We start from the raw sequence: 26,507 nt of genomic DNA, 5'->3' as shown, positions 1-26,507 counted from the left end.
AAAGAAGGGTGAACGAGTTGGCTACTAAACATGAACAGATACTAGAGTATATCGATACCCTCCCGGTCGGGGAGAAGATTTCCGTCCGTCAGATCGCCAAAGCCCTCAATGTCAGTGAAGGAACGGCATACCGCGCCATCAAGGACGCGGAAACAAAAGGCTATGTGAGTACGATTGAACGTGTAGGGACCATCAGGATCGAACAGAAGAAGAAAGAGAACATTGAGAAGCTGACCTATGCAGAGGTGGTCAATATCATTGACGGCCAAGTGCTGGGCGGGAAGACCGGCTTACATAAAATGCTCAACAAATTCGTCATCGGCGCCATGAAGCTCGAAGCCATGATGCGCTATACCGAAGCAGGAAATCTCTTGATCATCGGGAACCGTTCCCAGGCGCAGGAACACGCGCTGCGGGCAGGGGCAGCCGTACTGATCACAGGAGGATTCGATGCAGAGGATCATGTGAAGCGACTGGCCGATGAATTGGAACTTCCGATCATCTCGACATCCTATGATACATTCACCGTCGCCACGATGATCAACCGGGCGATCTTTGATCAGCTCATCAAAAAAGAAATTATTTTCGTGGAGGATATCCTGACCCCTGTTGAGGATACGGTCCATCTTCATATCGATGATACCCTCGAAGAATGGTATGAAAAGAATCAGTATACCTTCCACAGTCGCTTCCCCGTCGTCGATGGGAACAGGAAGGTCATCGGGATGGTCACGTCAAAAGACGTCATGGGGCAGGAGAAGCATATGGGGATCGACAAGATCATGACCCGCCACCCCATCACGGTCAATGGCAATACGAGCGTGGCTTCGGCCGCCCATATCATGATCTGGGAAGGGATCGAAGTGCTGCCTGTGGTGAATGAACACCATAAGCTCATGGGCATCGTCAGCCGTCAGGATGTACTGAAGGCCCTTCAAATGATCCAGCGTCAGCCTCAAGTCGGGGAGACCATCGAAGATATCATCACCAACGGGGTACAAGCTGCATCGGAGCGCAAAGGGGAAAAAGAAACCTACCAGTTCGCCGTCACGCCCCAGATGACAACGGGGATCGGAACGATTTCGTACGGAGTCTTCACCACCCTGATGACAGAGGCGGCCAATCGTGCCCTCAAACCGTATAAAAAAGGGGATATCGTCATCGAGAATATGACGATCTACTTCATCAAGCCCGTTCAGATGGAAAGCATGCTTGATATCCATCCGAAGGTACTCGATGTAGGGAGGAAATTCGGGAAAGTGGATGTGGAGGTCTACCACGACGGAGTGCTTGTCGGTAAGTCCCTGATGATCTGTCAGCTCATCGATCGCCACTGATTTGCACAAAAAGGGCCCACCGTGTGCCGGCAGGCCCAAAGGATTCACTGATTCAATTCTTCCGCTTCGCGCTGAGCATAGGGTAGGACATGTTTATAGTAGCGGAATCCCATCCATAGACTGCCGGTTCCGATGAGGATGAAAAAGATCCCCACTACATACGTGACCGTGCCGGAGAACAGGATGAGCTGATTGATGCCGAAAAGGGCCACGAACAAGCCGAGTGCCATACTGGACTTGGCGGACAGCCATTTTTTCTCCATGGGCCGCTTTGTCCTTACCTGTTTCACCTTATAGAAGAGATAGAAGGAAAACGCTAACACAACAAAAAATGCGAAGAAATACATGATGGACAACCCCCGTTCAAGTTTCTCGCTCTTATTTTACAGATAATTCCCGCCATTGCCAATATAAATCACAAAGGAGATTTCCATGAAAGATCAAATCCTGAATCTTATCAAGCAATATGAAACCATCATCGTCCACCGCCATGTGAGGCCAGACCCGGATGCCTACGGATCACAGGGAGGCCTGGTGGAAATCCTCAAAGCTTCTTTTCCGGATAAAAAGATCTTTGCCGTCGGTGAAGAAGAGCCGACGCTTCATTATCTGAACCGCCTCGATGTGATCGAGGATCATGTGTATGAAGGAGCCCTAGTCATCGTCTGTGACACGGCCAACGCCGAACGGATCTGCGACCTCCGTTACAGTCTCGGTGATCAGCTCGTCAAGATCGACCATCACCCGAACGAGGACCCATACGGAGATGTCCTTTGGGTTGACACGAGTGCGAGCTCGGTCAGTGAGATGATCTATGATTTTTATGAATTCGGGAAGGACAAAGGACTGACCCTCCCCGATACGGCAGCCCGTTTATTATTTGCAGGGATCGTCGGGGATACGGGACGCTTCCTCTATCCGAGTACGACCCAAAAGACATTTGATATCGCAGGTGAACTCATACGCAAGGATTTCGACCGCAATGACCTGTTCAATAAAATGTACGAAGTCGATGCCAACGTGGTGAAATTGCATGGATATGTGCTCCAGAACTTCGAAATGGACGAGCTGGGATGCGGGAACATGATCATGACGAAGGAAATCCTCGAGGAATTCGATGTCGTGCCATCCGAGGCATCACTCCTTGTCAGCGTACTGGGGAACATTAAAGGAATGAAGGCGTGGGTATTCTTCATAGAAGAAGATGACCAGATCAGGGTCAGGCTCCGCTCCAAGGGCCCGGTCATCAATACGGTGGCGAAGAAATACAACGGAGGCGGTCATCCGCTGGCAGCAGGGGCGTCCATTCATTCGTGGGAACAAAAGGACCATGTCATGGAGGACCTTCGGAACGTATGCAGGGAATCATGATAAAAAAGGACGCTTCTTTGTGAAGTGTCCTTTTTTATTCTTCGTATTTGAGGGCCAGGGTAAGGTCGGTGGTGGTGTAAAAGTAGATTTCCTTCACTTCGAGTCTGAAAGGCTTGTCGTTCAGCTTGATGGTTTTGTTCTCGATGATCTTTTTGATGAGTTCTTTATTATCATGGGCTGTCTCCAGATTTTGATTTAGAAGACTCCTTAAATCCTGGCTCAGGGTTTCCTCTGCCCTGTGGAGGCTTAGTAATTCCACCTTGGTTTTGGTCGGATTGAGGATCTTCACCCTCACTTCCTGGATCGTCAACTCGTCCTCATTCTCTTCATTCAATTCTTTATTCTCTTCTTGAAGATAAGATAAGGTGCTCGTCAGTTTATCGAGCTGTGTTTGCTGATCTTGTATTTTTTGAGTCTGCTTTTCATGCATGGAGCCATACATGAAGATGAAGATCATCCAACTGACGATGCCACCTATGACGGCACCGGCAAAGAATCGCTGAAAGGAAGGGAGCCTGTAAAAAGGCGGGATCCTCATGAGGAGACGTGCTCCTGCGTGAGCCAGCTGATGATCATGGCTCCCGTGTTGGCCCCGCCGAGTGCAGCGAGAATCAGAAGGAATTGCTTGAAGAGCTCCTTTGTCTCTCCGTTCAGGAATCCTTTTTCAAAACTGTAGACCGTGTCAAAGGTTCCTCCGATGGCCGCGATGATGGCCCAGATCCGCAGGAAGTTGGACAGCCTCCACATCTCGATGAAAAGGGGCTGTCCCATGGCGAATGAAGCGAGCCCGCCAAGGAGCGATCCCCCTAGAAGGACACCCATGGCGATAAAGAAGCTTTTGAACAGTTCTGGGAAGAAAGCTTCTGTCATAACATCATCTCCCGTACTTGTCTTTATGATATCTATATGGGATGGGGGGACAGGATATGAGGGAGAACATATTTTCTTTTTTATGTGAACATCCCTATAATGGAATTACTAAGGAATAAAGGGTGTGCAATCATGTCGTTCGTTCATTTACAGGTGGCAAGCTCCTTCAGCTTGCTTTCAAGCACGATTTCCATAAATGGACTCGTACATAAAGCGAAGGAACTCGGTTTCAAGGCCCTGGCCCTTACCGATCAAAATATGATGTATGGCGTCGTGCCATTTTATAAACAATGCCTGAAAGAAGGCATCAAACCGATCATCGGTTTGACGGCGGATGTGGCCGTGAACGAAACGGAGGCCTATCCGATGGTTCTCCTCTGTGAAAACATGCAGGGCTATCAGAACCTCATGAAAATCTCTAGCAGCATCGGGGCGAAGACCCCTGAAGGGATCCCGCTGAAATGGCTTCATTCCTATCACGAAGGACTCATTGCCATCACTCCGGGTGTGAAGGGGGAAGTAGAGAGCCTGCTTCTGGCTGATGAAAAAGAGCAGGCAGTGGAGAAGATCCGCCGCTATCAAGACCTCTTCGGATCGTCATCCTTCTATCTCGGCCTTCAGGATCATGGGCTGCCTGAAGAAGAAAAACTGCGCTCCATGATTACAGCCGTTGCCAAAGAGACCGGGACGGAAGTGGTGGCACTAAATGACGTCCACTGTCTGGAAGAAGGCGAACATTTCGCCCTGGAATGCTTGAATGCCATCCGTGACGGGGTGAAGTTAGCCGACGAGGAACGGGATGTTCTGAAGAGCAGCGATTACTACCTGAAGCCGAAGGAAGCGATGGTCGACTTGTTCGGGGATGTTCCCGATGCCCTCGAAAACACGTTGAAGATTGCGGAAAGATGCAGCGTGAAGATCCCTTTCCATCAGCAGCTCCTGCCGAGATATCCCCTCCCCGAAGGCGTCGATGCCCTCTCGGAACTAAAGCGACAGTGTGAAAGCGGATTGCATCGCAAGGTCGATGATGTAACGGATGTCTATCTGAACCGCCTGGATTATGAACTCAAAGTCATTGGGGACATGGGCTTCAGCGACTACTTCCTCATCGTGTGGGATTTCATGAAATTTTCCCGTGAGAACGGGATCCTGACGGGACCGGGAAGGGGTTCTGCCGCAGGCTCCCTTGTTTCCTACGCCCTTGATATCACCGATGTGGATCCTATCCGTCACGATCTTCTGTTCGAGCGTTTCCTGAACCCCGAACGTGTGACGATGCCGGATATCGATATCGATTTTCCCGATCACCGCCGCGATGAAGTGATTGACTATGTGGAAGCGAAGTATGGAAGCATGCACGTTGCCCAGATCATCACGTTCGGTACATTTGCCGCCAAGGCCGCCCTGCGTGATACGGGGAGGGTGTTCGGCTTGAACATGAAGGAGCAGGAGCAGCTGTCGAAACTGCTCCCATCCAAGCCGGGATTGACGCTTGAAGGAGCGTACCGGGATTCAAAAGCCCTTCGTGACCTCATCGGAAGCTCGGACCTCCACCGCAGGGTCTTCACAGTGGCCAAGCAGATCGAGGGACTGCCAAGGCATACGTCCACCCACGCAGCAGGAGTCGTGATCAGTGACGAGCCCCTGGTGAAGTGGGTTCCCATACAGGGCAGTCCGACGGGGATCCACCTCACACAGTTCCCCATGGATACGCTGGAAGAAATCGGGCTCCTTAAGATGGATTTCCTCGGTCTCAGGAATTTAAGCATCCTGGAGCGGATCGTCAAGAGTATCCAGCGAAGGGGCAACCGGACATTCAGCCTGGCGTCCATTCCCGATCAGGATGAGAAGACCTTCGAATTACTCTCTGCAGGAAGGACGAGCGGGGTATTCCAGCTCGAATCCGACGGGATGAGAAGCGTGTTGACGAGGCTGAAGCCAAGCTCGTTTGAAGACATCGTGGCGGTCAACGCCCTCTTCAGGCCGGGGCCGATGGAAAATATCCCGATGTTCATCCGGAGGAAGCACGGGGAAGAGGCGCCGCATTATCCGATTCCCGAAATCAAACCGATCCTGGAAGCCACCTATGGAGTCATCGTCTATCAGGAGCAGATCATGCAGATTGCTTCGAAGATGGCGGGCTTTTCACTCGGGGAAGCGGACCTTCTGAGAAGGGCCGTCTCGAAGAAGAAGAAGGAAGTGTTGGACCGGGAGAGGGAGCATTTCGTTTCAGGGGCATTGAAGAATGGATACAGTGAGGCCGCTGCCAATGATGTGTACGACCTTATCGTCCGTTTTGCAGACTATGGATTCAACCGGTCCCATGCCGTCGCCTACAGTAAGATTGCTTATCAGCTTGCCTATCTGAAAGCGCATTATCCCGCTTACTTCCTTTCTTCCTTGCTCACAGCTTCCGTGGGGAATGACGCGAAGATCGCCCTCTATATCCGTGAGGCGAGGCAGACAGGGATCGAGATCCTTGCGCCGTCGATCAATTCCGGGCATTTCATGTTCCAGGTGGAAGGGGAAAACCGGATCCGGTACAGCCTCTGGGCCATCAAGGGGATCGGGGCCGCTGCCCTGAAGGAAATCACGAGGGCGAGGCAAGATCGGCCATACGCAGATCTGTTTGATTTTGCGATCAGGGTTTCCCTGAAAGTGATCAATCGCAGCATCCTTGAGAATTTGATCCTCTCCGGCGCCTTCGATGAATTCGGTGAGGACCGTGCCGTGCTTCTTGCAAGTCTCGATGTGGCCATTGAGCACGCAGAGCTCATCGGACCGGATGACGATCTATTCGCAGACGAAGAAGATTTCTTCCCCAAGCCGAAGACGGTCGAAGTGGAGGCGATGCCCCTCGATCGGAAGCTGCAGTTCGAGAAGCAGGTCCTGGGGCTTTACCTGTCCGATCATCCGGTTTCCTCCCACCGGGAACGATTCACAAGGCACGGGATCCTTCCCATTGCCGATGTGAAGGCGGGCGACAGGGTGAAAGTCGGTGCATATCTGACCTCGGTGAAGACCATACGGACGAAAAAAGGAGAAGTGATGGCCTTTGTCGAAATGGGGGATGAGACGGGAGATCTCGAGGGCGTGATCTTCCCGAATGTGTACAAGAGGAATATGAACATCCTGAAGGACGGGAAGGTGTTGGTCCTCGAAGGAAACATGGAGGAGAGGAACGACCGCCTGCAACTGATCATTAATATCATCGGTGATGCTTCAGATCTGAACGAGCCTGAAGGACGCCTTTTCCTTAAAATCGGAATAGGGGAAGATCAGGAGAGCATGCTTATGAAAATCAAAGGGATTGTGGCAGAACATGCGGGTGATACAGAAGTCCTGATTTACTTTGAGGAAGAGAAGAAGACGGTCAAGCTTCCCCAGGGCTTCAATAGCCGTTCAGCAGAAAACGCCATGGGCTCACTGAAAAAATTATTAGGGAATCGAAACGTTGTGTTGCAATAACGTCTTTACTTACATCTTTATTTATATTATTGTTTAATAGAAAAAGGTGGTCTGACCACTAGGGTCATGACCACTTTCAGTCCAGCACTTATTCTTTATCATTCAAACGTTATTCAATTTCTAAAGGAGATGAAGCGATTTGTCATTAAGAGAAGAAGCCCTTCATATGCATCGTGTCAACAAGGGGAAATTGGAATCAAAGTCTAAAGTGGAAGTCCGGAATGCGGAGGACCTCAGCCTTGCGTATTCTCCAGGGGTGGCAGAGCCTTGCAAAGATATCTATGATAAACCGGAAACGGTCTATGATTATACAATGAAAGGCAACATGGTTGCCGTCGTCTCAGATGGGACAGCTGTACTCGGACTCGGCAATATCGGACCGGAAGCCGCCTTGCCCGTCATGGAGGGGAAAGCCGTCCTGTTCAAAAGTTTTGCAGGTGTCGATGCCTTCCCGATCTGTTTGAACACGACGGATGTCGAGAAGATCATCGAAACTGTCAAGCTTCTCGAGCCGACATTCGGAGGGGTCAATCTTGAGGATATCGCTGCCCCGAACTGTTTTGAAATCGAAGAGCGTTTGAAGAAAGAAACGAATATCCCGATCTTCCATGACGATCAGCACGGTACTGCCATCGTCACCGTAGCCGGGCTTGTCAATGCCCTTAAGATCGTCGGCAAGAAAATGAGTGAGATCAAGGTTGTCGCCAACGGGGCGGGAGCTGCAGGGATCGCCATCATCAAGCTCCTTTATCGCTACGGGGTAAGGGATATCATCATGTGCGACTCCAAGGGTGCGATTTACGAAGGGCGCCCTGAAGGGATGAACACCATCAAGGACGAAGTGGCGAAATTCACGAATCGGGACCGCATCGAAGGCGGTTTGAAAGAAGTCCTTCAAGATGCCGATGTGTTCATCGGAGTTTCTGTTGCAGGTGCATTGACCGAAGAAATGGTCTCTTCCATGAAGCAGGATCCGATCATCTTCGCCATGGCGAATCCGATCCCTGAAATCATGCCGGATCTTGCGAAGGCTGCCGGTGCCAAAGTGATCGGGACAGGCCGTTCCGATTTCCCGAATCAGGTGAATAATGTCCTCGCCTTCCCTGGGATCTTCCGGGGGGCCCTTGACGTGCGGGCGACCCATATCAACGAGAAAATGAAGCAGGCGGCCGTCGAGGCCATTGCAGAGCTCATCAGTGAAGACGAGCTGAATGCCGATTACGTCATTCCAGCTCCATTTGATAAACGCGTCGCTCCGGCCGTGGCTGCAGCAGTAGCGAAGGCGGCCATGGAAACAGGCGTTGCACGCTTGAAGGTGGACCCTGAAGAAATCCGTAAAAAAACGGAAGAGTTAGCGGTCATCGGGAAGGGAGAATGAAGTCCGACGTGAACTCCCTGAAGTCCCATCCGAAAGTCTACATCGGGATCGTTCACCAGCTGAAGGAAATCATCTCGAATGACGGGCTCACCCCCGGTGATAAGCTGCCATCTGAAAGGGAGCTTTCCGAACGATTGAATGTGGGGCGCTCGTCTGTGAGAGAAGCACTCCGGGCGCTCGAGCTGTTGGGACTCATCGAGACCAGGAGAGGGGAAGGGACCTTCCTCCGGGATTTCCGCGAACATCATTTGATCGATCTCCTCGGGATGTTCATCCTCGAAGATCATAAAACTCAAAACGATATCCTGCACATGAAGATCATGATTGAAAAAGAGGCCTTACGGGCCCTTTTCATTGAGAAGGAATCTTTGAAGGGGATGGCGGAGGAAATCCAGGCTGCGGAAGATCTTTCACTGGGTGATGTGCTCAATGAAATCGTACGTCATGCCCCGAATCATCTGGCTCATCGGATATGGAATATATTGAATGATTACGAAACCCTCATTTGCGGGAAAACCCTTCTTTGTACCGATTTGAAGAAAGATATCCTGAGCATGCTAGAGGGCATCGGGAATCAGGATAAAGAGGCTGTGCAGGAAGCTTATAAGAAAGTGCGGAATAATGTCGACGGAGAGCTGACAGTTTCCAACATCTTTTTCTGAATCAATCCAGTAAACTGATAGACAAGCAGTTTTTTCGAATGCACGAATAGAGAGATAAGGCAGTCATCTCCTGCCCGTCACAAGCTGGTGGCCAGGGGATGTCTGTAATTGGTTAAGGAGGTTTTAGCCTTGCTGAAGGAACTATTTAATAAACCGAAAAAACGGAAATACGCAACAATCCCTTCCGAAGGAGCAAAACATGATGTACCGGAAGGAATCATGACAAAGTGCCCGGATTGCAAGAAGATCATGTACACGAAAGAGCTACAGAAAAATCTCAAGGTCTGTCTTCATTGCGGGTATCACCATGGAATGAGCTCCCATGAACGGGTGGACAGCTTCATCGATGAAGGAACGTTCTCTGAACTCGATCGCGAGCTTGCATCGGTCAATCCACTCGGGTTCCCCGATTATCTGGAGAAGCTCGATAAAGACCGTCAAAAGACGGATCTGAACGAAGCTGTGCTGACGGGAAGCGGGAAGGTGAATGGCAATGAGATCGTCCTTGCCATCATGGATTCACGCTTCCGCATGGGAAGCATGGGATCTGTCGTCGGTGAAAAAATCACGAGGGCAGTCGAAGAAGCAGACAGGAGAAAGGTTCCATTCATCATTTTCACAGCTTCAGGTGGAGCAAGGATGCAGGAAGGGGTCCTTTCCCTCATGCAGATGGCCAAAACAAGCGTCGCCCTGAAGCGGTTCAGTGATAATGGCGGGCTCTTCATCTCCATCATGACCCATCCTACCACCGGTGGGGTGTCGGCGAGCTTCGCTTCCGTCGGTGACTATAACTTTGCAGAGCCGGGTGCGCTCATCGGATTCGCCGGTCGCCGGATCATCGAGCAGACGATCCGTGAAGATCTCCCTGAAGACTTCCAGACGGCGGAATTCCTCTTGAAACATGGCCAGCTTGATGACGTGTTGAACAGGCTGGACCTGAAAGATAAAATCGGTACTTTAGTAGATCTACATCAGTGGGACGGTGACCTCTCATGGTAAATGAAATGGAATTTGAAAAGCCGGTATTCGAGCTGAAGAAGAAGATTTCCGAGCTGAAGGAGTTCACGAAGGATTCAGACGTGGATCTTTCCAATGAAATCGAAAAGCTTGAAAACAGGCTTCAGAAGCTTGAACAGGATATTTATGAGAACATGAAACCGTGGGAGAGGGTTCAAGTCGCCCGTCATCCGAATCGCCCCACCACCCTCGATTATATCGAAAATCTATTCTCTGATTTCATGGAGATGCACGGTGATCGCACCTACGGGGATGATGAAGCGATCGTTTCCGGAGTCGGCCGTTTCCACGGGGTGCCTGTGACCATCATCGGCCATCAGCGGGGAAAAGATACGAAGGAAAACATCAGGCGCAACTTCGGGATGCCTCATCCTGAAGGGTACCGCAAGGCGCTTCGCCTCATGAAGCAGGCCGATAAGTTCAATCGTCCGATCATCTGCTTCATTGATACGAAGGGTGCCTACCCCGGTAAAGCAGCAGAGGAGAGGGGGCAAAGTGAAGCCATCGCCAGGAATCTGGTGGAAATGGCCGGCCTGACCGTCCCTGTCATCTGTATCGTCATCGGAGAAGGGGGAAGCGGTGGTGCCCTAGCACTCGGAGTCGGGAATCATATCCACATGCTGGAGAATTCCACGTACTCTGTCATCTCCCCTGAAGGCGCGGCCGCCATCCTTTGGAAGGACGCGACCCAAGCCAAAAAGGCAGCTGAATCAATGAAGATCACGGCACCGGATCTGAAGGAACTGGGCATCGTCGATGAAATCATCGAAGAAGTCAAGGGCGGGGCACACAAAGATGTCAAAACCCAATCCGAAAAGATCGAAGCCGTATTGAAACGATCCCTTAAAGAGCTGATCTCTCTGTCGAAAGAGGAGCTCGTCCAGCATCGTTATGATAAATTTAAGGCAATTGGCGAGTATACTGTTTTAAATGATCGTATCGGGGTAAAATCATAAAGAATGCGGACTGACAAAGTGGATAAAGACTTTTGTCGGTCCTTTTCTCTTTCAGGATGGTTTCTGTCATAAAAAGGAAGATTAATCGGTTTCAGTTAAGTGAACATTTCGTCTTTTGCACCGAGAAGGAGGAACTTGTTGAGAACCGCTATTCTTCATGGTATTTTAGAAATAAACCTTGTATCATTGGACCATAATAAGTAGGGAGATTGGCATATTTACCATTTTCCTGAATTATGTGAAAGCATTAACAAATGCGTATGTTCTTTTTACATAGATATGCATATTACTCAAGAGGTGATTGAAGTGAAAAAGATAGGTGTACTAACGAGTGGCGGGGATTCGCCAGGTATGAACGCGGCCGTGCGTGCCGTCGTGCGTAAAGCGATTTTCATGGATGTTGAAGTATACGGGATTTATCAAGGATATAACGGCTTGATCAATGGAAATATTCAAAAGCTTGAGCTTGGTTCCGTCGGTGATATCATCCACCGTGGAGGCACGATGCTCTACACAGCGCGTTGTGAAGAGTTCAAGACGAAGGAAGGCCAGAAAAAAGGGATCGAACAGCTCGAGAAGTTCGGGATCGAAGGACTTGTCGTCATCGGTGGAGATGGATCTTATCAAGGAGCGAAAGCCCTGACTGAGTGGGGTTATCCATGCGTGGGCGTTCCGGGTACGATCGACAACGATATACCGGGTACGGAATATACGATCGGCTTTGATACGGCGCTGAATACGGTCATCGATGCCATCGATAAGATCCGTGATACGGCCACTTCCCATGAGCGTACATTCATCATCGAAGTCATGGGACGCAATGCAGGCGATATCGCCCTTTGGTCTGGCCTTGCAGGTGGTGCGGAAACCGTCCTCATCCCTGAAGAAAAATTCGATATGGATGATGTGATCACTCGTCTGAATAAAGGGCAGGAGCGCGGAAAGAAACACAGCATCATCGTCGTGGCCGAAGGGGTCATGTCAGGTAATGAATTCGCCGACCAATTCAAGGAAGCGACCGGCATGGATACGCGCGTATCCGTACTCGGACACATCCAGCGTGGAGGCACTCCTACTGCTTCGGACCGGGTGCTTGCAAGCAGACTCGGTGCCAAAGCAGTGGAGCTGCTCGTGAGCGGGAACGGCGGTCGCGCTGTCGGGATCGAAAAGAATCAGCTTGTTGATTATGATATCATTGAAGCATTGGCCAAACCACATCATATCGACCTTGAGATGTATAATCTTTCCAAAGAACTTTCCATCTAATAAAGAAGTACAAACCCAGGAGGTAACAAAATGAGAAAAACAAAAATTGTATGTACGATCGGACCTGCCAGTGAAAGCGTAGAGAAACTATCCCAGCTTATCGATGCTGGTATGAATGTGACCCGCCTGAATTTCTCACACGGTGACTTTGAAGAGCACGGACAACGGATCATCAATATCCGTGAAGCAGCTGCCAAAGCCGGTAAAAATATCGGGATCCTCCTTGATACAAAAGGACCTGAAATCCGTACGCATACCATGGAAAACGGCGGCATCGAGCTTGAAAAAGGGAAAAATATCATTGTGTCCATGCAAGAAGTTGTCGGTACAGTGGACAAGTTCTCTGTTTCCTATGAAGGATTGATCGATGATGTACATGAAGGCTCCAAAATCCTTCTTGATGATGGATTGATCGGACTTGAAGTCACAAAGATCGATAAAGCAAACGGGGAAATCCACACGGTCATCAACAACAGTGGTGCCCTTAAAAACAAAAAAGGTGTCAACGTACCAGGCGTCTCAGTGAATCTTCCTGGAATCACCGAAAAAGATGCCAATGATATCATCTTCGGTATCGAACAGGGGATTGATTTCATCGCGGCTTCATTCGTTCGCCGTGCGTCTGACGTCCTTGAGATCCGCCAGCTTCTTGAAGAGCATAACGCATCTCATATCCACATCATCCCTAAAATCGAAAATCAGGAGGGTGTCGATAATATCGATGAAATCCTTGAAGTTTCCGACGGTTTGATGGTAGCACGTGGAGATCTTGGTGTTGAGATCCCTGCTGAAGAAGTACCTCTTGTACAGAAAATGCTCATCAAAAAGTGTAATGCACAGGGTAAACCGGTCATCACGGCTACTCAAATGCTTGATTCCATGCAGCGCAACCCGCGTCCGACAAGGGCGGAAGCAAGTGACGTCGCCAATGCGATCTTCGATGGAACGGATGCCATCATGCTTTCAGGGGAAACGGCAGCAGGAAGCTATCCTGTCGAAGCTGTTGAAACCATGCACAGCATCGCTTCAAGAGCAGAGCAGGCTCTTGATTCAAGCGCCATCCTTTCTGCACGCATCAAAGACTGTGAGCACAACATGACCGATGCAATCGGACAATCCGTCGCTCATACTGCCATCAATCTTGACGTGAACGCCATCGTTGCTCCGACGGAAAGCGGACATACGGCTCGTATGATCTCGAAATACCGTCCGAAGGCGCCGATTGTTGCCGTCACAAGCGATGATTCCGTTACAAGAAGATTGGCACTTGTATGGGGTGTATTCCCTACCATGGGTCAAAAAGCTTCCACAACGGATGAAATGCTTCAAATGGCAGTCGATGAGAGCATGAATTCCGGTATGACTAAACATGGTGACCTGATCGTCATCACGGCTGGTGTTCCAATCGGAGAATCCGGTACAACAAACCTTATGAAGATTCACGTTGTCGGTGACATCGTAGCGAAAGGTCAAGGAATCGGACGCAAATCTGCATTCGGTAAAGCGGTCGTTGCTTCATCTGCTGAAGAAGCGGTAAGCAAGACAGAAGAAGGATCCGTCCTCGTTACAATCGGAACGGATAAAGAAATGATGCCTGCCCTCGAGAAATGCTCAGCATTGATCGTGGAAGAAGGCGGTCTGACAAGTCACGCAGCAGTTGTAGGGATCAACCTCGGTATCCCTGTGATCGTTGGAGTGGAAAACGCCACTGCATTGTTCCAAGATGGACAGGAAATCACGGTTGATGCGACACGCGGAGTCGTTTACAACGGCCAGGCAAGCATCCTCTAATAAATAGTAGGGCCGGAACCAATAGTTGGTTCCGGCCTTTTTGTATGGGTTCTGACCCGACCTGTGCTATACTGGGTGAAACGATAAAGCGTCTGGAGGAATCCATTCATGAAATACATTCTCGCTTCCCTCATCATCTTTCCATTTGTTGAAATCAGCCTGTTGATCTGGTCGGGTCATCTGATCGGAGCTTTCCCTACCATCTCCCTCATGATCCTGACGGGGCTCCTTGGGGCATTCCTTGCTAAGAAGCAGGGTCTCGATGCAATCCGGAAAGTCCAGCAGGATATCCAGAGCGGGCGCATGCCAGGCGGACACGTCACAGATGGCCTCTGCATTGCAGCAGGCGGCTTTCTCCTCATCCTGCCGGGATTTGTTTCCGATCTGCTCGGACTCATCCTGTTGCTGCCGCCGACGCGCAGTATGATAAAGCCCTTCCTCTTCAGGCTGTTCAGGAGATGGGGAAGGAACCGGAATGTCATCATCTATCGCTGAACGCGGAAAAGAGGCGACAAACGTGTTTAAGTCATAGTAAAACCCGAATTCATTTGCCTGCGATAAGCAAATGAATTCGGGTTTTTACTTTGTTTCATGACCATCATCGTATCCAGCGGTTGATTGGGGTGCAAGACGTAGATTCCTGCGGGAAGAGTAGCTGATGTGAGATCCCGCAGGCTTGCCGAGGAGGCACACGGGCTACCCGGGGAAAGCGAAGTCTTGCACGGAAATCATGAGCGGTATTAAGAACCTATACGGATCGTGTCCGTCATTAGATCGTACCTTTTTAGTTTTGTCCCAACCCCTTATATCATTTTTCTCCGATGATGAATCGCCAAGTGTCCTTGAACACCCCCGCACGGTGAAGCGTCTGTCCGATGACGAGGACGATGGGGCCGACGATGAGACCGAGGAAACCGATGAGCTTGAAGCCGACAAAAAGGGCCACAAGTGTCGCAAGTGGGTCAAGTCCGATACTGGAAGAGAGGATTTTCGGCTCCATGATCTGCCTTTGCACAATCACGACAACATAGAGGACGGACAATCCGATCCCGAGACCCATATTCCCCGTGATGAATTCATAGGCGATCCATGGGACGAATACGACTCCGGTACCAAGGTATGGCATCAGATCCACAAGTCCGGTCACAAGCGCGATGGTGATGGCATAGTCGACTTTCAGGATCAGAAGTCCGATCAGGACCATGATGGCGGTGATGGAGATCAGGGTGAACTGTGCCCTGATTAAGCCGAATAGTGCCTTTTTCAAGTCGACAATCACCTTCCTGCCGCTTGTCATGGCTTTCCCGGGAATAAACCTTTCCGCTCTTGAGGATAATGTATACCAGTCCTTACTGATGAAAAAGGTGGCCAGTGCAGAGAAAATCAGCACAGTGGCAGCATTCGGGATCCACGAAACGAGCTGCGGGAGCCTCGTGAAGAAATTTTGAAGGAAGTCCCCTGCAGAAGTGGCGATTTTCGTTCCTGCGGCCTGTATATTTTCCATGACGGTATCCTGCTGTCCTGCATCGAGATTCTTGAACAAACCGGACACCTGCTCATAGAACGGCATGACCTTCCCGGCTATGACATCCTCTCCGTAATCCACGAGGGTTTCGACATGTTTAGGCAAAACTTCTGCCAGATAATTGGCTCCTGAGACAATTTCCGCAATCAGCAGGGTGATTAATCCGGCAAAAGCTGATACAATCATGAGCAGGGAAAGGGTCACGGCCCATATGCGCGGAAACCTCGCCTTTTTTTCGAGAACATTCACCAAGGGGTTCATCAGGAAGGCGATGGCAATGGCGATCACAAAAGGGTAAGCGAGTTTCCATATGTAAAACAGGGCAACGAACGCTAGGCTCACGATGGCCACGACAATGAGAAAACGAATGAATCGATATAAATACTCCAGGTTCAACGGCATCCCTCCTAAAGCTAGTCTATTCTATTTTAATTCAGGTAAGAACGGAAAGATAGTTTTCAACCCTGTTTGTTAACAGCCGTTGGTATGGTAGGATAACGATTGAACGGAGATAGAGAGGAGGAAGGATGGCTTGTCCCAGCCTTTATTATTTTTACTATTATTATTAGGGATCGGGTTCGTAGCCAAGAACCAATCCATCATCATTGCATCGGCTGTATTGATTATCCTTCGTGTGCTGGGTGCAGACGAGAAGATTTTCAGCACGATCTCCGGTAAAGGCATCAACTGGGGGGTGACCATCATCACGATCGCCGTGCTTGCCCCCATCGCCACGGGTGAGATCGGCTTCAAGGATCTCATTTCATCCATGAAGTCCCCGTACGCTTGGATTGCATTGATATCCGGGATGGCAGTGGCCATCATCGCCAAGAATGGATTGACCCTCCTGGAAAACGATCCCCACATCACGACGGCACTCGTACTTGGTACCGTCATCGCGGTTGCCGTATTCAAGGGGGTCGCTGTCGGTCCCCTTATCGGAGCAGGGATCGCCTATCTTGCCATGAAGGTATATGAAATGATCGCTTAGAGACGGAGTGAAAGCCCCATCCCATCAGGGGAGGGGCTTTCTTTCATTTGGAAAGAGCATACCGGATATGCGAGTGTATGCGTGGGAAAATCGGAGTGGTTTATTTTACTAGAAAAATAATTTGCATAAATTAATGCGTTTTCATTCACAAAAGTCTGAGTATTGTTTATAATAGGAAATGTAAGCGTATCCCAAGCTCGCAGATCGTCATAATATGACAAAGATGGGGCGGGGAATCATTTTTTGCTGGCTGGGTGAGCAATCGCTCACTTCACGGTCAATCGTTCTTTTAAAGATCCTGAAGCTTATCGCACGGCGATGGCTAGGGTTTTAAGCTCATAGGGAAATGGGTAGAAGTAATTAAACAAAGGAGAGATTATTATGACAGCGACTCGCGGATTAGAAGGAATTGTAGCTACTACGTCATCCATCAGTTCCATCATTGATGACACTCTTACATACGTAGGCTACAATATCGACGATCTAGCAAATAATGCTAGTTTCGAAGAGGTTATCTACTTATTGTGGCATCTTAAGCTTCCTACTGCAGGAGAGTTGGAAGAGCTATCCAACCTGCTTGCAGAAAATGCAGCTCTTCCACCTGAGGTGATCGAGCATTTCAAGATGTACAATACCAAGGAAGTCCACCCGATGGCAGCACTCAGGACGGCGGTATCCATGCTTGGCCTGTATGATGACAAGGCGGATGTCATGGATCCACAGGAAAACTACATGAAAGCCGTGCGCCTTCAGGCGAAGATCCCGACGATCGTCACGTCATTCGCACGCATCCGTAACGGACAGGAGCCGATTGCGCCTCGCAAGGATTTGAACTTTGCGGCGAACTTCCTGTATATGCTGAACGGCAAAACACCTGAACCGGTTGAAATCGAAGCGTTCAACAAAGCGCTCGTCCTTCATGCCGACCACGAACTGAATGCGTCTACCTTCACGGCCCGTGTATGCGTTGCCACTCTATCAGATGTCTATTCTGGTGTCACGGCGGCCATCGGCGCGTTGAAAGGTCCGCTTCACGGTGGTGCGAATGAACAGGTCATGAAGATGCTCACTGAAATCGGAAGCGTCGATAAGGCTGAAGAGTACGTACTTGAAAAGCTGGAGAAAAAAGAGAAAATCATGGGCTTCGGACACCGCGTCTATCGTCAAGGGGACCCTCGTGCCAAGCATCTTAAGGAAATGTCGAAGCGCCTAACCGAGCTGACGGGACAAGGCAAATACTACGAAATCTCCGAGAAAGTGGATGCAACGTTCACCTCGAAGAAGGATCTTCCACCGAACGTCGATTTCTATTCTGCGTCCGTCTATCACAGCCTTGGGATCGACCATGATCTGTTCACGCCGATCTTTGCGGTCAGCAGGGTATCGGGCTGGCTTGCACATATCCTTGAGCAATATTCCGACAACCGTCTGATCCGTCCTCGTGCCGATTATATCGGGCCTGGGAAGCAAGAATACGTGCCGGTAAGCGAAAGAGGTTAATCACCGATATTTACAAACACTCAAAATATTGGTGTAATAGTAATAGATAAAGGGAATGACATGCTCACAGCGATGGGCGTTGTTCCCTTTGATAATGAGTAAATGGAGGGTACATACATGACACAAGCTGAAAAAATCACGAATGAGAATGGCCAATTGAACGTCCCGAATCATCCGATCGTACCATTTATCGAAGGAGACGGAACTGGTCCGGATATCTGGGCTTCCTCTCAGCGCGTCCTTGATGCTGCCGTTGAAAAAGCGTACAACGGTGAGCGCAAGATCGAGTGGAAAGAAGTGTATGCCGGTGAAAAAGCATTCAACAAAACGGGTGAATGGCTCCCTGCAGAAACGCTTGAAGCGATCCGCGAATACTTCATCGCGATCAAAGGACCACTGACAACTCCTGTAGGAGGCGGGATCCGCTCATTGAACGTAGCACTGCGTCAAGAGCTTGACCTGTTCACATGTCTTCGCCCTGTACGCTACTTCGAAGGCGTACCTTCACCGGTGAAGCGTCCTGAAGATACGGATATGGTCATCTTCCGTGAAAACACAGAAGATATCTATGCCGGTATCGAGTATGCAAAGGGTTCTGATGAAGTGAAAAAATTGATCAGCTTCCTTCAAGATGAAATGGGTGTCAACAAGATCCGTTTCCCTGAAACATCCGGGATCGGGATCAAACCTGTATCAGAAGAAGGGACAAGCCGTCTTGTGCGCGCTGCCATCAACTATGCGATCACAGAAGGCCGCAAGTCTGTAACCCTAGTCCACAAAGGAAACATCATGAAGTTCACTGAAGGAGCTTTCAAAAACTGGGGCTACGAGCTTGCTGAAAAGGAATTCGGCGATAAAGTATTCACATGGGCTCAATACGATAAGATCAAGGATGCTGACGGTCTTGATGCTGCCAACAAAGCACAAGCTGATGCTGAAGCTGCCGGCAAGATCATCGTAAAAGATTCCATCGCGGATATCTTCCTTCAACAAATCCTTACGCGTCCGGCTGAATTCGATGTTGTGGCGACCATGAACCTGAACGGTGACTACATCTCGGATGCCCTTGCTGCACAAGTTGGTGGAATCGGAATTGCTCCTGGAGCAAACATCAACTATGAATCCGGCCATGCCATCTTCGAAGCAACACACGGAACTGCACCTAAATATGCAGGCCTTGATAAAGTGAATCCATCTTCTGTCATCCTATCTGGCGTTCTTCTTCTTGAGCACCTCGGTTGGAATGAAGCAGCAGATCTGATCACGAAATCAATGGAAAAAACAATCGCTTCCAAAGTCGTAACATATGACTTTGCCCGTCTCATGGATGGAGCAACAGAAGTGAAATGTTCAGAGTTCGGTACAGCCTTGATCGAAAATATGTAATTCATTGACTGACAGGGGCAGAATCTGCTCCTGTCTTACATAAGAACAGGGGGAAGCAATGATGACAATCAAACGTAGAAAAGTTTCAGTAATCGGTGGAGGATTCACTGGTGCCACAACAGCATTGATGCTTGCACAAAAAGAACTTTCTGATGTGGTGCTTGTTGATATCCCGCAAAATGAAGATCCGACCAAAGGAAAGGCTTTGGATATGCTCGAAGCAAGTCCGGTACAAGGATTCGATTCGAACATCATGGGTACGTCGAACTATGAAGATACGAAGGACTCGGACATCGTGGTGATCACAGCCGGTATCGCGCGTAAGCCTGGAATGAGCCGTGATGATCTTGTTCAGACGAACCAAAAAGTCATGAAGTCCGTGACGCAGGAAATCGTGAAGTACTCGCCAAACTGTTACATCATCGTATTAACGAACCCTGTGGATGCCATGACCTATACGGTGTTCAAAGAGTCCGGATTCCCTAAAGAGCGCGTCATCGGTCAATCGGGTGTCCTTGATACTGCCCGCTTCCGTACATTCGTTGCCCAAGAACTGAATCTATCAGTGAAAGACGTTACTGGTTTCGTTCTTGGTGGACATGGAGACGACATGGTACCGCTCATCCGCTATTCCTATGCAGGCGGAATCCCGCTTGAAACATTGATTCCGAAAGATCGCCTCGATGCCATCGTTGAGCGCACGCGTAAAGGTGGTGGGGAAATCGTCGGTCTTCTTGGAAACGGAAGTGCCTACTATGCCCCTGCAGCTTCACTCGTTCAGATGGTGGAAGCGATCCTCAAAGATCAACGCCGCGTCATCCCTGCCATCGCTTATCTTGAAGGCGAATATGGATATGACGGAATTTACCTTGGTGTACCAACGATCCTTGGTGGAAACGGTCTTGAGAAAATCATCGAGCTTGAACTGACGGAAGAAGAGAAAACAGCACTCGGCCAATCGGCAAGTGCCGTCAAAAACGTCATGGAAGCATTGGTGTAAAATAGTACGTGGGGCTGGGACAAACGTGTTTCAGTCATAGTAGAACCCGAATTCGTTTGCCTACGATCAGGCAAAAGAGTTCGGGTTTTTCATTTATTTCACAAACATTTTTCTATCGTTTCCAGCGGTTGATTGGAGTGCAAGACGAAGACCCCTGCTGGAAGAGTGGCTCCCCGCGGGCCTGCCGAGGAGGCTCACGGGCTGCGAAGTCTTGCACGGAAATCATGAGCGGTATAAAGAAACTATACGATTGTGTTCGTCATTTCATGGCATCTTTTTCGTTTTGTCTCAACCTTTTTTTCATGCACTGAATCGCTTTTGAAATTCTACTAAAAAGTCCTTTGTTTGGGCACAATAGAAATGATACTATATTAATAGACAGACTATTTAAAAATGTAAGTGTTTACATTCAGGAGGTGCGTCCATGTTACTGGGTAAAAAAAGAAAACCGGGAAGAAAAATCGAAGATATGACCATTGGTGAGAAGCTGACGCTCACAGAGAAGATCGAGGACAATGAACTCCTTCTCTACCTTGGCTTGACGAATGATGCCAATCCTTTATATATTCAGCACGACTATGCATCGCAAACGCCTTTCAAGAAGCCGATCGTCCCATCCATCATGTTGACGGGAATCATCACATCAGCCGTCTCAAAATACCTGCCTGGACCCGGCTCGCATATCGTCGAACAATCCATCCAATTCCATAAGCCCGTCTATCACTACGCTACCGTCCGATTTCTGTTTGAAGTAAAAGAAATCGATTTGAAGGCCCATTCCATCATCATCGAAGTAACCGCAGATAATGAAGACGATGAAAGGGTCGTGACGGGAAGGATTAACGTATGCCCACCTCACCGGTTGGAGAAGATGAACAGCCATGCCCTTGAAAATTTTTAACCCGCTCCCTTCAGAGCGGTTTTTTTATTTGCTGACTGTTCTGTGCAGCCACCGCTCCCGGTCCTTCAAGTGGTCCGGTGGGGAACGATTGGCCCGCTCATTGCGTTCATCACGGATACCATCACATCTCTCAAAATGTTGGATGAAAGAGGGGACATTTATCCCGACTGCTCTCAAAACGCCGAATAGTAGTGGTAACACTGCAAAATTATATTATAATAAAAGTACAATTACATAATGCTAATGGATGAAGGGGTAAATTCATTCTCTTGGAGGCCTATAATCAATGAGCAAAAACATTCTGGTAGTGGATGATGAACAATCGATCGCAACATTGTTAAAATACAACCTGGAGCAGTCGGGTTATGCTGTCATGACGGCACACGACGGAGAGGAAGGCTTGAATAAGGCCGTCTCCGAATCACCCGATCTGATCATCCTTGATTTGATGCTTCCATCCATGGATGGGATCGAAGTGTGCAAAGAACTTCGCCAGCGAAAGATCAGTACGCCGATCCTCATGCTGACGGCAAAGGATGATGAATTCGATAAGGTGCTGGGACTCGAGCTCGGTGCCGATGACTATATGACGAAGCCCTTCAGTCCACGTGAAGTGGTGGCGAGGGTGAAAGCGATCCTGAGAAGGAGCCAGGCATCCGCTGCCGTGAAAGAACAATCCGAAAGCCATGAAGTGGATTACAAGGAAGTCGGAGAATTGAAAGTGTACCCCGAACAATATGAAGCGTATTTCCAAGGTGAACTCCTTGAACTGACGCCGAAGGAATTTGAACTTCTTCTTTACCTCACAGACAACCGCGGACGGGTATTGACAAGAGACCAGCTCCTGAGCGCGGTGTGGAATTATGATTTCGCGGGCGACACAAGGATCGTGGATGTGCATATCAGCCATCTCCGGGAGAAAATCGAGACCAATACGAAGAAACCGATCTACATCAAGACCATCAGGGGGCTTGGCTATAAATTAGAGGGTCCCAAATCCTCATGACCAAGTACAGGACGAAGCTTCTTCTGGCGCTCATCACCCTTATCATCGGCGTGTTGATCGGGCTGGGTCTCCTGCTTGGACAAATCTTCAAGAATTTTTATCTGGAGACGCTGAACTCCAGGATTCAGAAAGAAGCAAGGCTTCTTGCCAATTCAATAGAAGAAAATGGACCGCTGCAGGGAACGAATCCCTCCATCATCAATGAGCTCAGCGATATCCTCGATGTGCGCATTACCCTGCTGGATAAGGACGGGAAGGTCATTGACGATACGAAACGTCCGGGTTCCCTGGGGGATCAGAAGCAGAAGGAGATCATCGCATCCATCAAGGATGACTGGGATGTGAAGGACCGTCACAAGAAGGTGGTCGACGAAGGCAGGGAGTTCCGTTACTATTGGTATCCCCTCAATCAGAACGGGAATCAATCCGACGGACTCCTTATCATGAGTACCGAGGTGGATGAATTCGAAGAAGGGAACCAGCAGATATGGCTGGTCCTGACGATTTCCCTCGTACTTGCGTTGGTCCTGATCATCATCTTGGGGTCAAGGATCACCGTGCGGTATACAAAACCGATTGAATCCGCCACCAATGTAGCCATGGAGCTTGCGAAAGGGAATTATCGTGCCAGGACCTTCGAGGATCGACTCGATGAGACCAGCATGCTGAGCTCCTCGATCAATATCCTCGCACGTAACCTCCAGGAAATGGTCAATGCCCAGGAAATGCAGCAGGACCGGCTCACCACCCTGATCGAAAATATGGGAAGTGCCCTTCTCCTCATCGATCATCGCGGGTTTATCGTATTGACTAACCGCACCTTCAGGGAATTCTTCAATTTGGAGGAAAAGGAGCTTCGGAAGGTACGCTATCATGAAGTGATCCATTTCCAAGAGGTGAATCGACTGGTGGAGGAAATCTTCATGACGGAGAAGCGGGTCCGCAAGCAGATCCTGCTTCCTTACCAGATCGAGCGGAGGCACTACGAGGTATACGGGGCCCCGATCATCGGTCACAACAATGTGTGGAAGGGGATCGTCGTGGTCTTCCATGATATCACGGAACTGAAAAAGCTCGAGCAGATGAGAAAAGATTTTGTTGCCAATGTGTCGCATGAATTGAAGACGCCGATTACATCCATCAAGGGCTTCTCTGAAACGCTCCTCGATGGGGCGATGAAGGATGAGGACACCTTGAGGAACTTCCTCGACATCATCCTAAAGGAGAGCGACCGTCTTCAATCACTGATCCAGGATCTCCTGGAGCTGTCCAAAGTGGAAAAGAGCGGTTTCGAGCTCTCCCTTCAAAAGGAATCCATATCCGGACTCATCGAAGAGATCCTGCCCATCCTGAACGAGCGTGCCAGGGAAAAGGGTATCACCCTGGATGTGCACAATGAATCCCCGGTCCTTGCAGAGGTGGACAGCTACCGGTTGAAGCAGGTCTTCATCAACTTGATCAGCAATGCGATTTCCTACACTCCCCCAGGCGGGATCGTGGAAGTCGGAGTGGAAGACGCAGGAAAGCAGGTACTTGTGTCCATAAAAGATAACGGCATCGGGATTGCACAAGAGGAGATTCCGCGCATATTCGAGCGCTTCTACCGGGTTGATAAAGCAAGGAGCCGCAACTCCGGGGGAACCGGCCTCGGCCTTGCCATCGTCAAGCACATCCTGGAGGCGCATGAAGCGAAAATCGAAGTGGAAAGCGAACTGAATAAGGGGACGACATTCAAGGTGCTACTGAACAAACAATTCCATGAGAGCATCCATGAAGGGGAATGATGGTTTTTTTACAATCAATTTACAAAGTGTTAAATTCCGGTTAACATACCGGTGATACGATACTAAGTGAAACCCCTTCATCCAAGGTGTTGATGAAAAGACGAGAACCGACCCCGTTCTCGTCTTTTTGCATGGAAATTTTCCCATCGATGTAATATTCCTGAAACTTTTCAGGGATGGACCCGTATAGATTAGTAGAATGGGTCTGACAAAAATGGGGGGATTTCATGAGCTTGAAGCAAACATATAAGGTGACGGGGATGGTGGTGGGAGCACTGATCCTCATCGGGGTGCTAGTGACTTCTTGGTACACGGTGGATGAGTCGGAACAGGCGCTTGTCCTTACATTCGGGAAGGCGGGGGATCCAGTTGTGGAACCGGGCCTGCACTTTAAGATGCCTTGGCCGATCCAGCAGGTGGAAACGCTATCGAAGGAAACGTTCACGCTGCAATTCGGGTATGAAGAAAGCGAAGGGGAAATCAAAAATTTCCCGAAAGAAACCAAAATGATCACGGGTGATGAATACATCGTCCTGGCCGATCTTGTTGTGCAGTGGAAAATCACGGATCCGGAAGGCTATCTCTTCAATGCAGAAAACCCGAAGGAAATCCTCTATGATGCCACATCATCATCCATCAGGAGCATCATCGGGAGTTCACTGATCGATGATGCATTGACTTCGGGTAAGGCTAAAATCGAAGGGGATGTCAGAGACCTTCTGACCAATCTGATAGAAGACTATGATATAGGGATTTCCATCATCGGTGTAAAGCTGCAGGACGTGGAACTGCCGAATGAAGATGTGCGCTCCTCCTTCACAGCCGTCACCGATGCGCGTGAAATGAAGAATACCAAAACCAATGAAGCCAAAAAGTATCAGAACCAGCGCATGAATGAAGCGCAGGGAGAGAAGAAGGCGATCATGTCCAAGGCAAAGGGCGAGAAGATTGCGAGGATCGAACAGGCACGGGGGGATGTGGCCGTCTTCGATAAGCTCTATGATCAATACAAAACCAATCCCGATATCACACGGAAGCGTCTGGTGCTTGAAAGCCTTGAAACCGTCCTGCCGAATGCCGAGATCTACATTATGAAGGATGACGGGGAAACCCTGAAGCATTTCCCGATCCGACCGATGGAAGGGAAAGCGAAGGCGGAGGAAAAGGCTGAAGAAAAGGAGGCGAAGACCGATGAGTAATCCGAACGTCTATCAATTCGAGAAGAAAGAGCGGCCTCCGACAGACTGGAAGCCCTACGTCAGGACGGGAATATTCCTGGTTGTACTCCTTGCACTTCTCTTGGTTGCCTTCACTTCCGTCTATATCGTGAAAGAAGGGGAATACAAGGTCGTCCGTCAGTTCGGTGAAGTGGTGCGGATCGACGAAGAGCCGGGTCTGAAGGCAAAGGTTCCCTTCATTCAATCGGTTACGACGTTGACGAAGCGGCAGATGACGTCCGATGTGACCGAGGCCGAGATCAATACAAAGGATAAAAAGCGGATGCTCATCGATAACTATGCCGTGTGGCAGATCACCGATCCTTTGAAGATGATCTCCAATGCACGGAATGTCATCAACGCAGAAGCGAAGATGGAGGACTTCATCTATTCTGTGGTCAGGGCAGAGCTCGGTAAACTGGAATATGAAGAGGTCATCAATGATGAAAAGTCCTCCAGAGGGAGCCTGAACGACCAGATCACAGATAAGGTCAATGAACTTCTCGAAAATCAGCAATACGGGGTGGTGGTCAAAGATGTACGGATCAAACGTACCGACCTGCCAGAGGCCAATGAGAAGTCCGTCTATACAAGGATGATTTCCGAGCGGGAATCCAAGGCACAGGAGTACCTTTCCCAAGGGGATGCGGAGAAACAGAGCATCACGGCCGAAACGGACCGGGAAGTGAAGGAGCTCATCGCGAAGGCGGAAACCGAGGCCAATGTCATCAGGGCTGAAGGAGAATCAGAGGCTGCGAAGATCTACAATCAATCCTTTTCCAAAGATCCTGAATTCTATGATCTGTACCGCACCCTCGAAACCTACAAAAAGACGATCGATGATGAAACCGTCATCGTCCTTCCATCGGATTCACCGTATGCCCGCTTGCTCATGGGCTATACCGAATGATCGCAGAGCCTCCTGTCCGGAGGCTTTTTTTCGTCTTCACATGAAGGAAGTGAGAGGGGATGCTCCAGCAGTAGCCAGGAGCCCTCAACCGTTTTCAGCACGATGGGCAGGGCCATTACCGACGTGTCCTTCCTGCCGGGACGGGGTGGGGATTTTTCCTTTCAATCCCGG

Annotated in this window: 23 protein-coding genes; 19 read left to right on the top strand and 4 right to left on the bottom strand. The window is 49.5% G+C overall.

The features are described from left to right. The first annotated feature begins 17 nt into the window (after positions 1 to 17). A complete protein-coding gene (locus tag D5E69_RS16350) occupies positions 18 to 1,337 on the top strand; it encodes a DRTGG domain-containing protein (protein ID WP_048006346.1) in 1,320 nt (439 codons plus the stop codon). Between the two features lie 44 nt (positions 1,338 to 1,381). On the opposite strand, the gene D5E69_RS16345 is transcribed toward D5E69_RS16350, so the two are convergent. Continuing rightward, complete coding sequence (locus tag D5E69_RS16345; RefSeq protein WP_048006345.1) at positions 1,382 to 1,684, bottom strand: YtpI family protein; 303 nt, start codon at positions 1,682 to 1,684, stop codon at positions 1,382 to 1,384. Between the two features lie 85 nt (positions 1,685 to 1,769). Here D5E69_RS16345 and D5E69_RS16340 point away from each other — a divergent pair, with 85 nt between their 5' ends. Beyond that, entirely contained in the window at positions 1,770 to 2,708 is a 939-nt protein-coding gene (locus D5E69_RS16340; protein WP_048006344.1) for a DHH family phosphoesterase, read from the top strand. Positions 2,709 to 2,742: 34 nt separating this feature from the next. On the opposite strand, the gene ytrI is transcribed toward D5E69_RS16340, so the two are convergent. Together ytrI and ytrH are read right to left on the bottom strand one after the other, a co-directional pair. Beyond that, a complete protein-coding gene (gene ytrI, locus D5E69_RS16335) occupies positions 2,743 to 3,246 on the bottom strand; it encodes a sporulation membrane protein YtrI (protein WP_048006343.1) in 504 nt (167 codons plus the stop codon). Then, complete coding sequence (ytrH, locus tag D5E69_RS16330) at positions 3,243 to 3,578, bottom strand: sporulation membrane protein YtrH (protein ID WP_048006342.1); 336 nt, start codon at positions 3,576 to 3,578, stop codon at positions 3,243 to 3,245. Before ytrH ends, ytrI begins: the two co-directional genes overlap by 4 nt. A 132-nt stretch (positions 3,579 to 3,710) precedes the next feature. Between ytrH and dnaE the strand changes: the two genes are divergently transcribed. The 8 genes from dnaE to D5E69_RS16290 all read left to right on the top strand — a co-directional run bounded on the left by dnaE (position 3,711) and on the right by D5E69_RS16290 (position 14,611). Further along, positions 3,711 to 7,046, top strand: a complete 3,336-nt coding sequence (gene dnaE / locus D5E69_RS16325) for a DNA polymerase III subunit alpha (RefSeq protein WP_159129919.1) — start codon at positions 3,711 to 3,713, stop codon at positions 7,044 to 7,046. Between the two features lie 139 nt (positions 7,047 to 7,185). Further along, positions 7,186 to 8,424, top strand: a complete 1,239-nt coding sequence (gene ystJ / locus D5E69_RS16320) for an NADP-dependent malic enzyme (protein WP_048006340.1) — start codon at positions 7,186 to 7,188, stop codon at positions 8,422 to 8,424. Next, entirely contained in the window at positions 8,421 to 9,086 is a 666-nt protein-coding gene (locus tag D5E69_RS23895; RefSeq protein ID WP_159129918.1) for a FadR/GntR family transcriptional regulator, read from the top strand. Before ystJ ends, D5E69_RS23895 begins: the two co-directional genes overlap by 4 nt. Before the next feature lie 129 nt (positions 9,087 to 9,215). After that, positions 9,216 to 10,085: an acetyl-CoA carboxylase, carboxyltransferase subunit beta gene (gene accD, locus D5E69_RS16310; RefSeq protein WP_048006339.1), complete on the top strand. Its 870-nt coding sequence runs from the start codon at positions 9,216 to 9,218 to the stop codon at positions 10,083 to 10,085. Beyond that, a complete protein-coding gene (gene accA / locus D5E69_RS16305; RefSeq protein ID WP_048006338.1) occupies positions 10,079 to 11,059 on the top strand; it encodes an acetyl-CoA carboxylase carboxyl transferase subunit alpha in 981 nt (326 codons plus the stop codon). Before accD ends, accA begins: the two co-directional genes overlap by 7 nt. Before the next feature lie 306 nt (positions 11,060 to 11,365). Further along, entirely contained in the window at positions 11,366 to 12,325 is a 960-nt protein-coding gene (gene pfkA / locus D5E69_RS16300) for a 6-phosphofructokinase (RefSeq protein WP_048006337.1), read from the top strand. Between the two features lie 30 nt (positions 12,326 to 12,355). After that, a complete protein-coding gene (gene pyk / locus D5E69_RS16295) occupies positions 12,356 to 14,116 on the top strand; it encodes a pyruvate kinase (RefSeq protein ID WP_048012679.1) in 1,761 nt (586 codons plus the stop codon). Between the two features lie 108 nt (positions 14,117 to 14,224). Next, complete coding sequence (locus tag D5E69_RS16290) at positions 14,225 to 14,611, top strand: FxsA family protein (protein ID WP_159129917.1); 387 nt, start codon at positions 14,225 to 14,227, stop codon at positions 14,609 to 14,611. 313 nt (positions 14,612 to 14,924) lie between these two features. Here D5E69_RS16290 and ytvI read toward each other — a convergent pair whose 3' ends face one another. Continuing rightward, on the bottom strand, positions 14,925 to 16,037 hold the full coding sequence (gene ytvI, locus D5E69_RS16285) for a sporulation integral membrane protein YtvI (protein WP_048006334.1): 1,113 nt from the start codon (positions 16,035 to 16,037) through the stop codon (positions 14,925 to 14,927). Between the two features lie 136 nt (positions 16,038 to 16,173). Here ytvI and D5E69_RS16280 point away from each other — a divergent pair, with 136 nt between their 5' ends. The 9 genes from D5E69_RS16280 to hflC all read left to right on the top strand — a co-directional run bounded on the left by D5E69_RS16280 (position 16,174) and on the right by hflC (position 26,336). Next, entirely contained in the window at positions 16,174 to 16,632 is a 459-nt protein-coding gene (locus tag D5E69_RS16280; RefSeq protein ID WP_048006333.1) for a DUF441 domain-containing protein, read from the top strand. A 381-nt stretch (positions 16,633 to 17,013) separates the two neighbouring features. Continuing rightward, complete coding sequence (gene citZ / locus D5E69_RS16275; protein WP_159129916.1) at positions 17,014 to 18,132, top strand: citrate synthase; 1,119 nt, start codon at positions 17,014 to 17,016, stop codon at positions 18,130 to 18,132. A gap of 117 nt (positions 18,133 to 18,249) precedes the next feature. After that, complete coding sequence (gene icd / locus D5E69_RS16270; protein WP_048006331.1) at positions 18,250 to 19,518, top strand: NADP-dependent isocitrate dehydrogenase; 1,269 nt, start codon at positions 18,250 to 18,252, stop codon at positions 19,516 to 19,518. Positions 19,519 to 19,579: 61 nt separating this feature from the next. Next, the gene (mdh, locus tag D5E69_RS16265; RefSeq protein WP_159130376.1) at positions 19,580 to 20,518 is read left to right on the top strand and encodes a malate dehydrogenase; all 939 of its coding nucleotides are present in this window, start codon (positions 19,580 to 19,582) and stop codon (positions 20,516 to 20,518) included. Positions 20,519 to 20,942: 424 nt separating this feature from the next. Continuing rightward, complete coding sequence (locus tag D5E69_RS16260; RefSeq protein ID WP_048012677.1) at positions 20,943 to 21,419, top strand: MaoC family dehydratase; 477 nt, start codon at positions 20,943 to 20,945, stop codon at positions 21,417 to 21,419. A gap of 286 nt (positions 21,420 to 21,705) precedes the next feature. After that, entirely contained in the window at positions 21,706 to 22,425 is a 720-nt protein-coding gene (locus tag D5E69_RS16255) for a response regulator transcription factor (protein WP_048012676.1), read from the top strand. Further along, on the top strand, positions 22,422 to 24,209 hold the full coding sequence (gene pnpS, locus D5E69_RS16250) for a two-component system histidine kinase PnpS (RefSeq protein WP_048006327.1): 1,788 nt from the start codon (positions 22,422 to 22,424) through the stop codon (positions 24,207 to 24,209). Before D5E69_RS16255 ends, pnpS begins: the two co-directional genes overlap by 4 nt. Positions 24,210 to 24,436: 227 nt before the next feature. Continuing rightward, positions 24,437 to 25,408 (top strand): FtsH protease activity modulator HflK, encoded by a 972-nt coding sequence (gene hflK / locus D5E69_RS16245; protein WP_048006326.1) that lies wholly within the window; start codon positions 24,437 to 24,439, stop codon positions 25,406 to 25,408. Next, the gene (gene hflC, locus D5E69_RS16240) at positions 25,401 to 26,336 is read left to right on the top strand and encodes a protease modulator HflC (protein ID WP_048006325.1); all 936 of its coding nucleotides are present in this window, start codon (positions 25,401 to 25,403) and stop codon (positions 26,334 to 26,336) included. The genes hflK and hflC overlap by 8 nt, the downstream gene beginning before the upstream one ends. Positions 26,337 to 26,507 lie beyond the last annotated feature (171 nt).

This window comes from Rossellomorea marisflavi (assembly GCF_009806575.1).
Classification (GTDB): Bacteria; Bacillota; Bacilli; order Bacillales; family Bacillaceae_B; genus Rossellomorea; species Rossellomorea marisflavi_A.
Note: the sequence above shows the minus strand (reverse complement) of the source record. Positions and strands in the feature narration are given on the sequence as shown.

Bases quoted from the DNA above. Each gene is read 5' to 3' on its own strand.
- D5E69_RS16345 (WP_048006345.1), bottom strand. From the start codon at position 1,684: ATGTATTTCTTCGCATTTTTTGTTGTGTTAGCGTTTTCCTTCTATCTC.
- D5E69_RS16340 (WP_048006344.1), top strand. From the start codon at position 1,770: ATGAAAGATCAAATCCTGAATCTTATCAAGCAATATGAAACCATCATC.
- ytrI (WP_048006343.1), bottom strand. From the start codon at position 3,246: ATGAGGATCCCGCCTTTTTACAGGCTCCCTTCCTTTCAGCGATTCTTT.
- ytrH (WP_048006342.1), bottom strand. From the start codon at position 3,578: ATGACAGAAGCTTTCTTCCCAGAACTGTTCAAAAGCTTCTTTATCGCC.
- dnaE (WP_159129919.1), top strand. From the start codon at position 3,711: ATGTCGTTCGTTCATTTACAGGTGGCAAGCTCCTTCAGCTTGCTTTCA.
- D5E69_RS23895 (WP_159129918.1), top strand. From the start codon at position 8,421: ATGAAGTCCGACGTGAACTCCCTGAAGTCCCATCCGAAAGTCTACATC.
- accA (WP_048006338.1), top strand. From the start codon at position 10,079: ATGGTAAATGAAATGGAATTTGAAAAGCCGGTATTCGAGCTGAAGAAG.
- pyk (WP_048012679.1), top strand. From the start codon at position 12,356: ATGAGAAAAACAAAAATTGTATGTACGATCGGACCTGCCAGTGAAAGC.
- D5E69_RS16290 (WP_159129917.1), top strand. From the start codon at position 14,225: ATGAAATACATTCTCGCTTCCCTCATCATCTTTCCATTTGTTGAAATC.
- citZ (WP_159129916.1), top strand. From the start codon at position 17,014: ATGACAGCGACTCGCGGATTAGAAGGAATTGTAGCTACTACGTCATCC.
- icd (WP_048006331.1), top strand. From the start codon at position 18,250: ATGACACAAGCTGAAAAAATCACGAATGAGAATGGCCAATTGAACGTC.
- mdh (WP_159130376.1), top strand. From the start codon at position 19,580: ATGACAATCAAACGTAGAAAAGTTTCAGTAATCGGTGGAGGATTCACT.
- D5E69_RS16260 (WP_048012677.1), top strand. From the start codon at position 20,943: ATGTTACTGGGTAAAAAAAGAAAACCGGGAAGAAAAATCGAAGATATG.
- D5E69_RS16255 (WP_048012676.1), top strand. From the start codon at position 21,706: ATGAGCAAAAACATTCTGGTAGTGGATGATGAACAATCGATCGCAACA.
- pnpS (WP_048006327.1), top strand. From the start codon at position 22,422: ATGACCAAGTACAGGACGAAGCTTCTTCTGGCGCTCATCACCCTTATC.
- hflK (WP_048006326.1), top strand. From the start codon at position 24,437: ATGAGCTTGAAGCAAACATATAAGGTGACGGGGATGGTGGTGGGAGCA.
- hflC (WP_048006325.1), top strand. From the start codon at position 25,401: ATGAGTAATCCGAACGTCTATCAATTCGAGAAGAAAGAGCGGCCTCCG.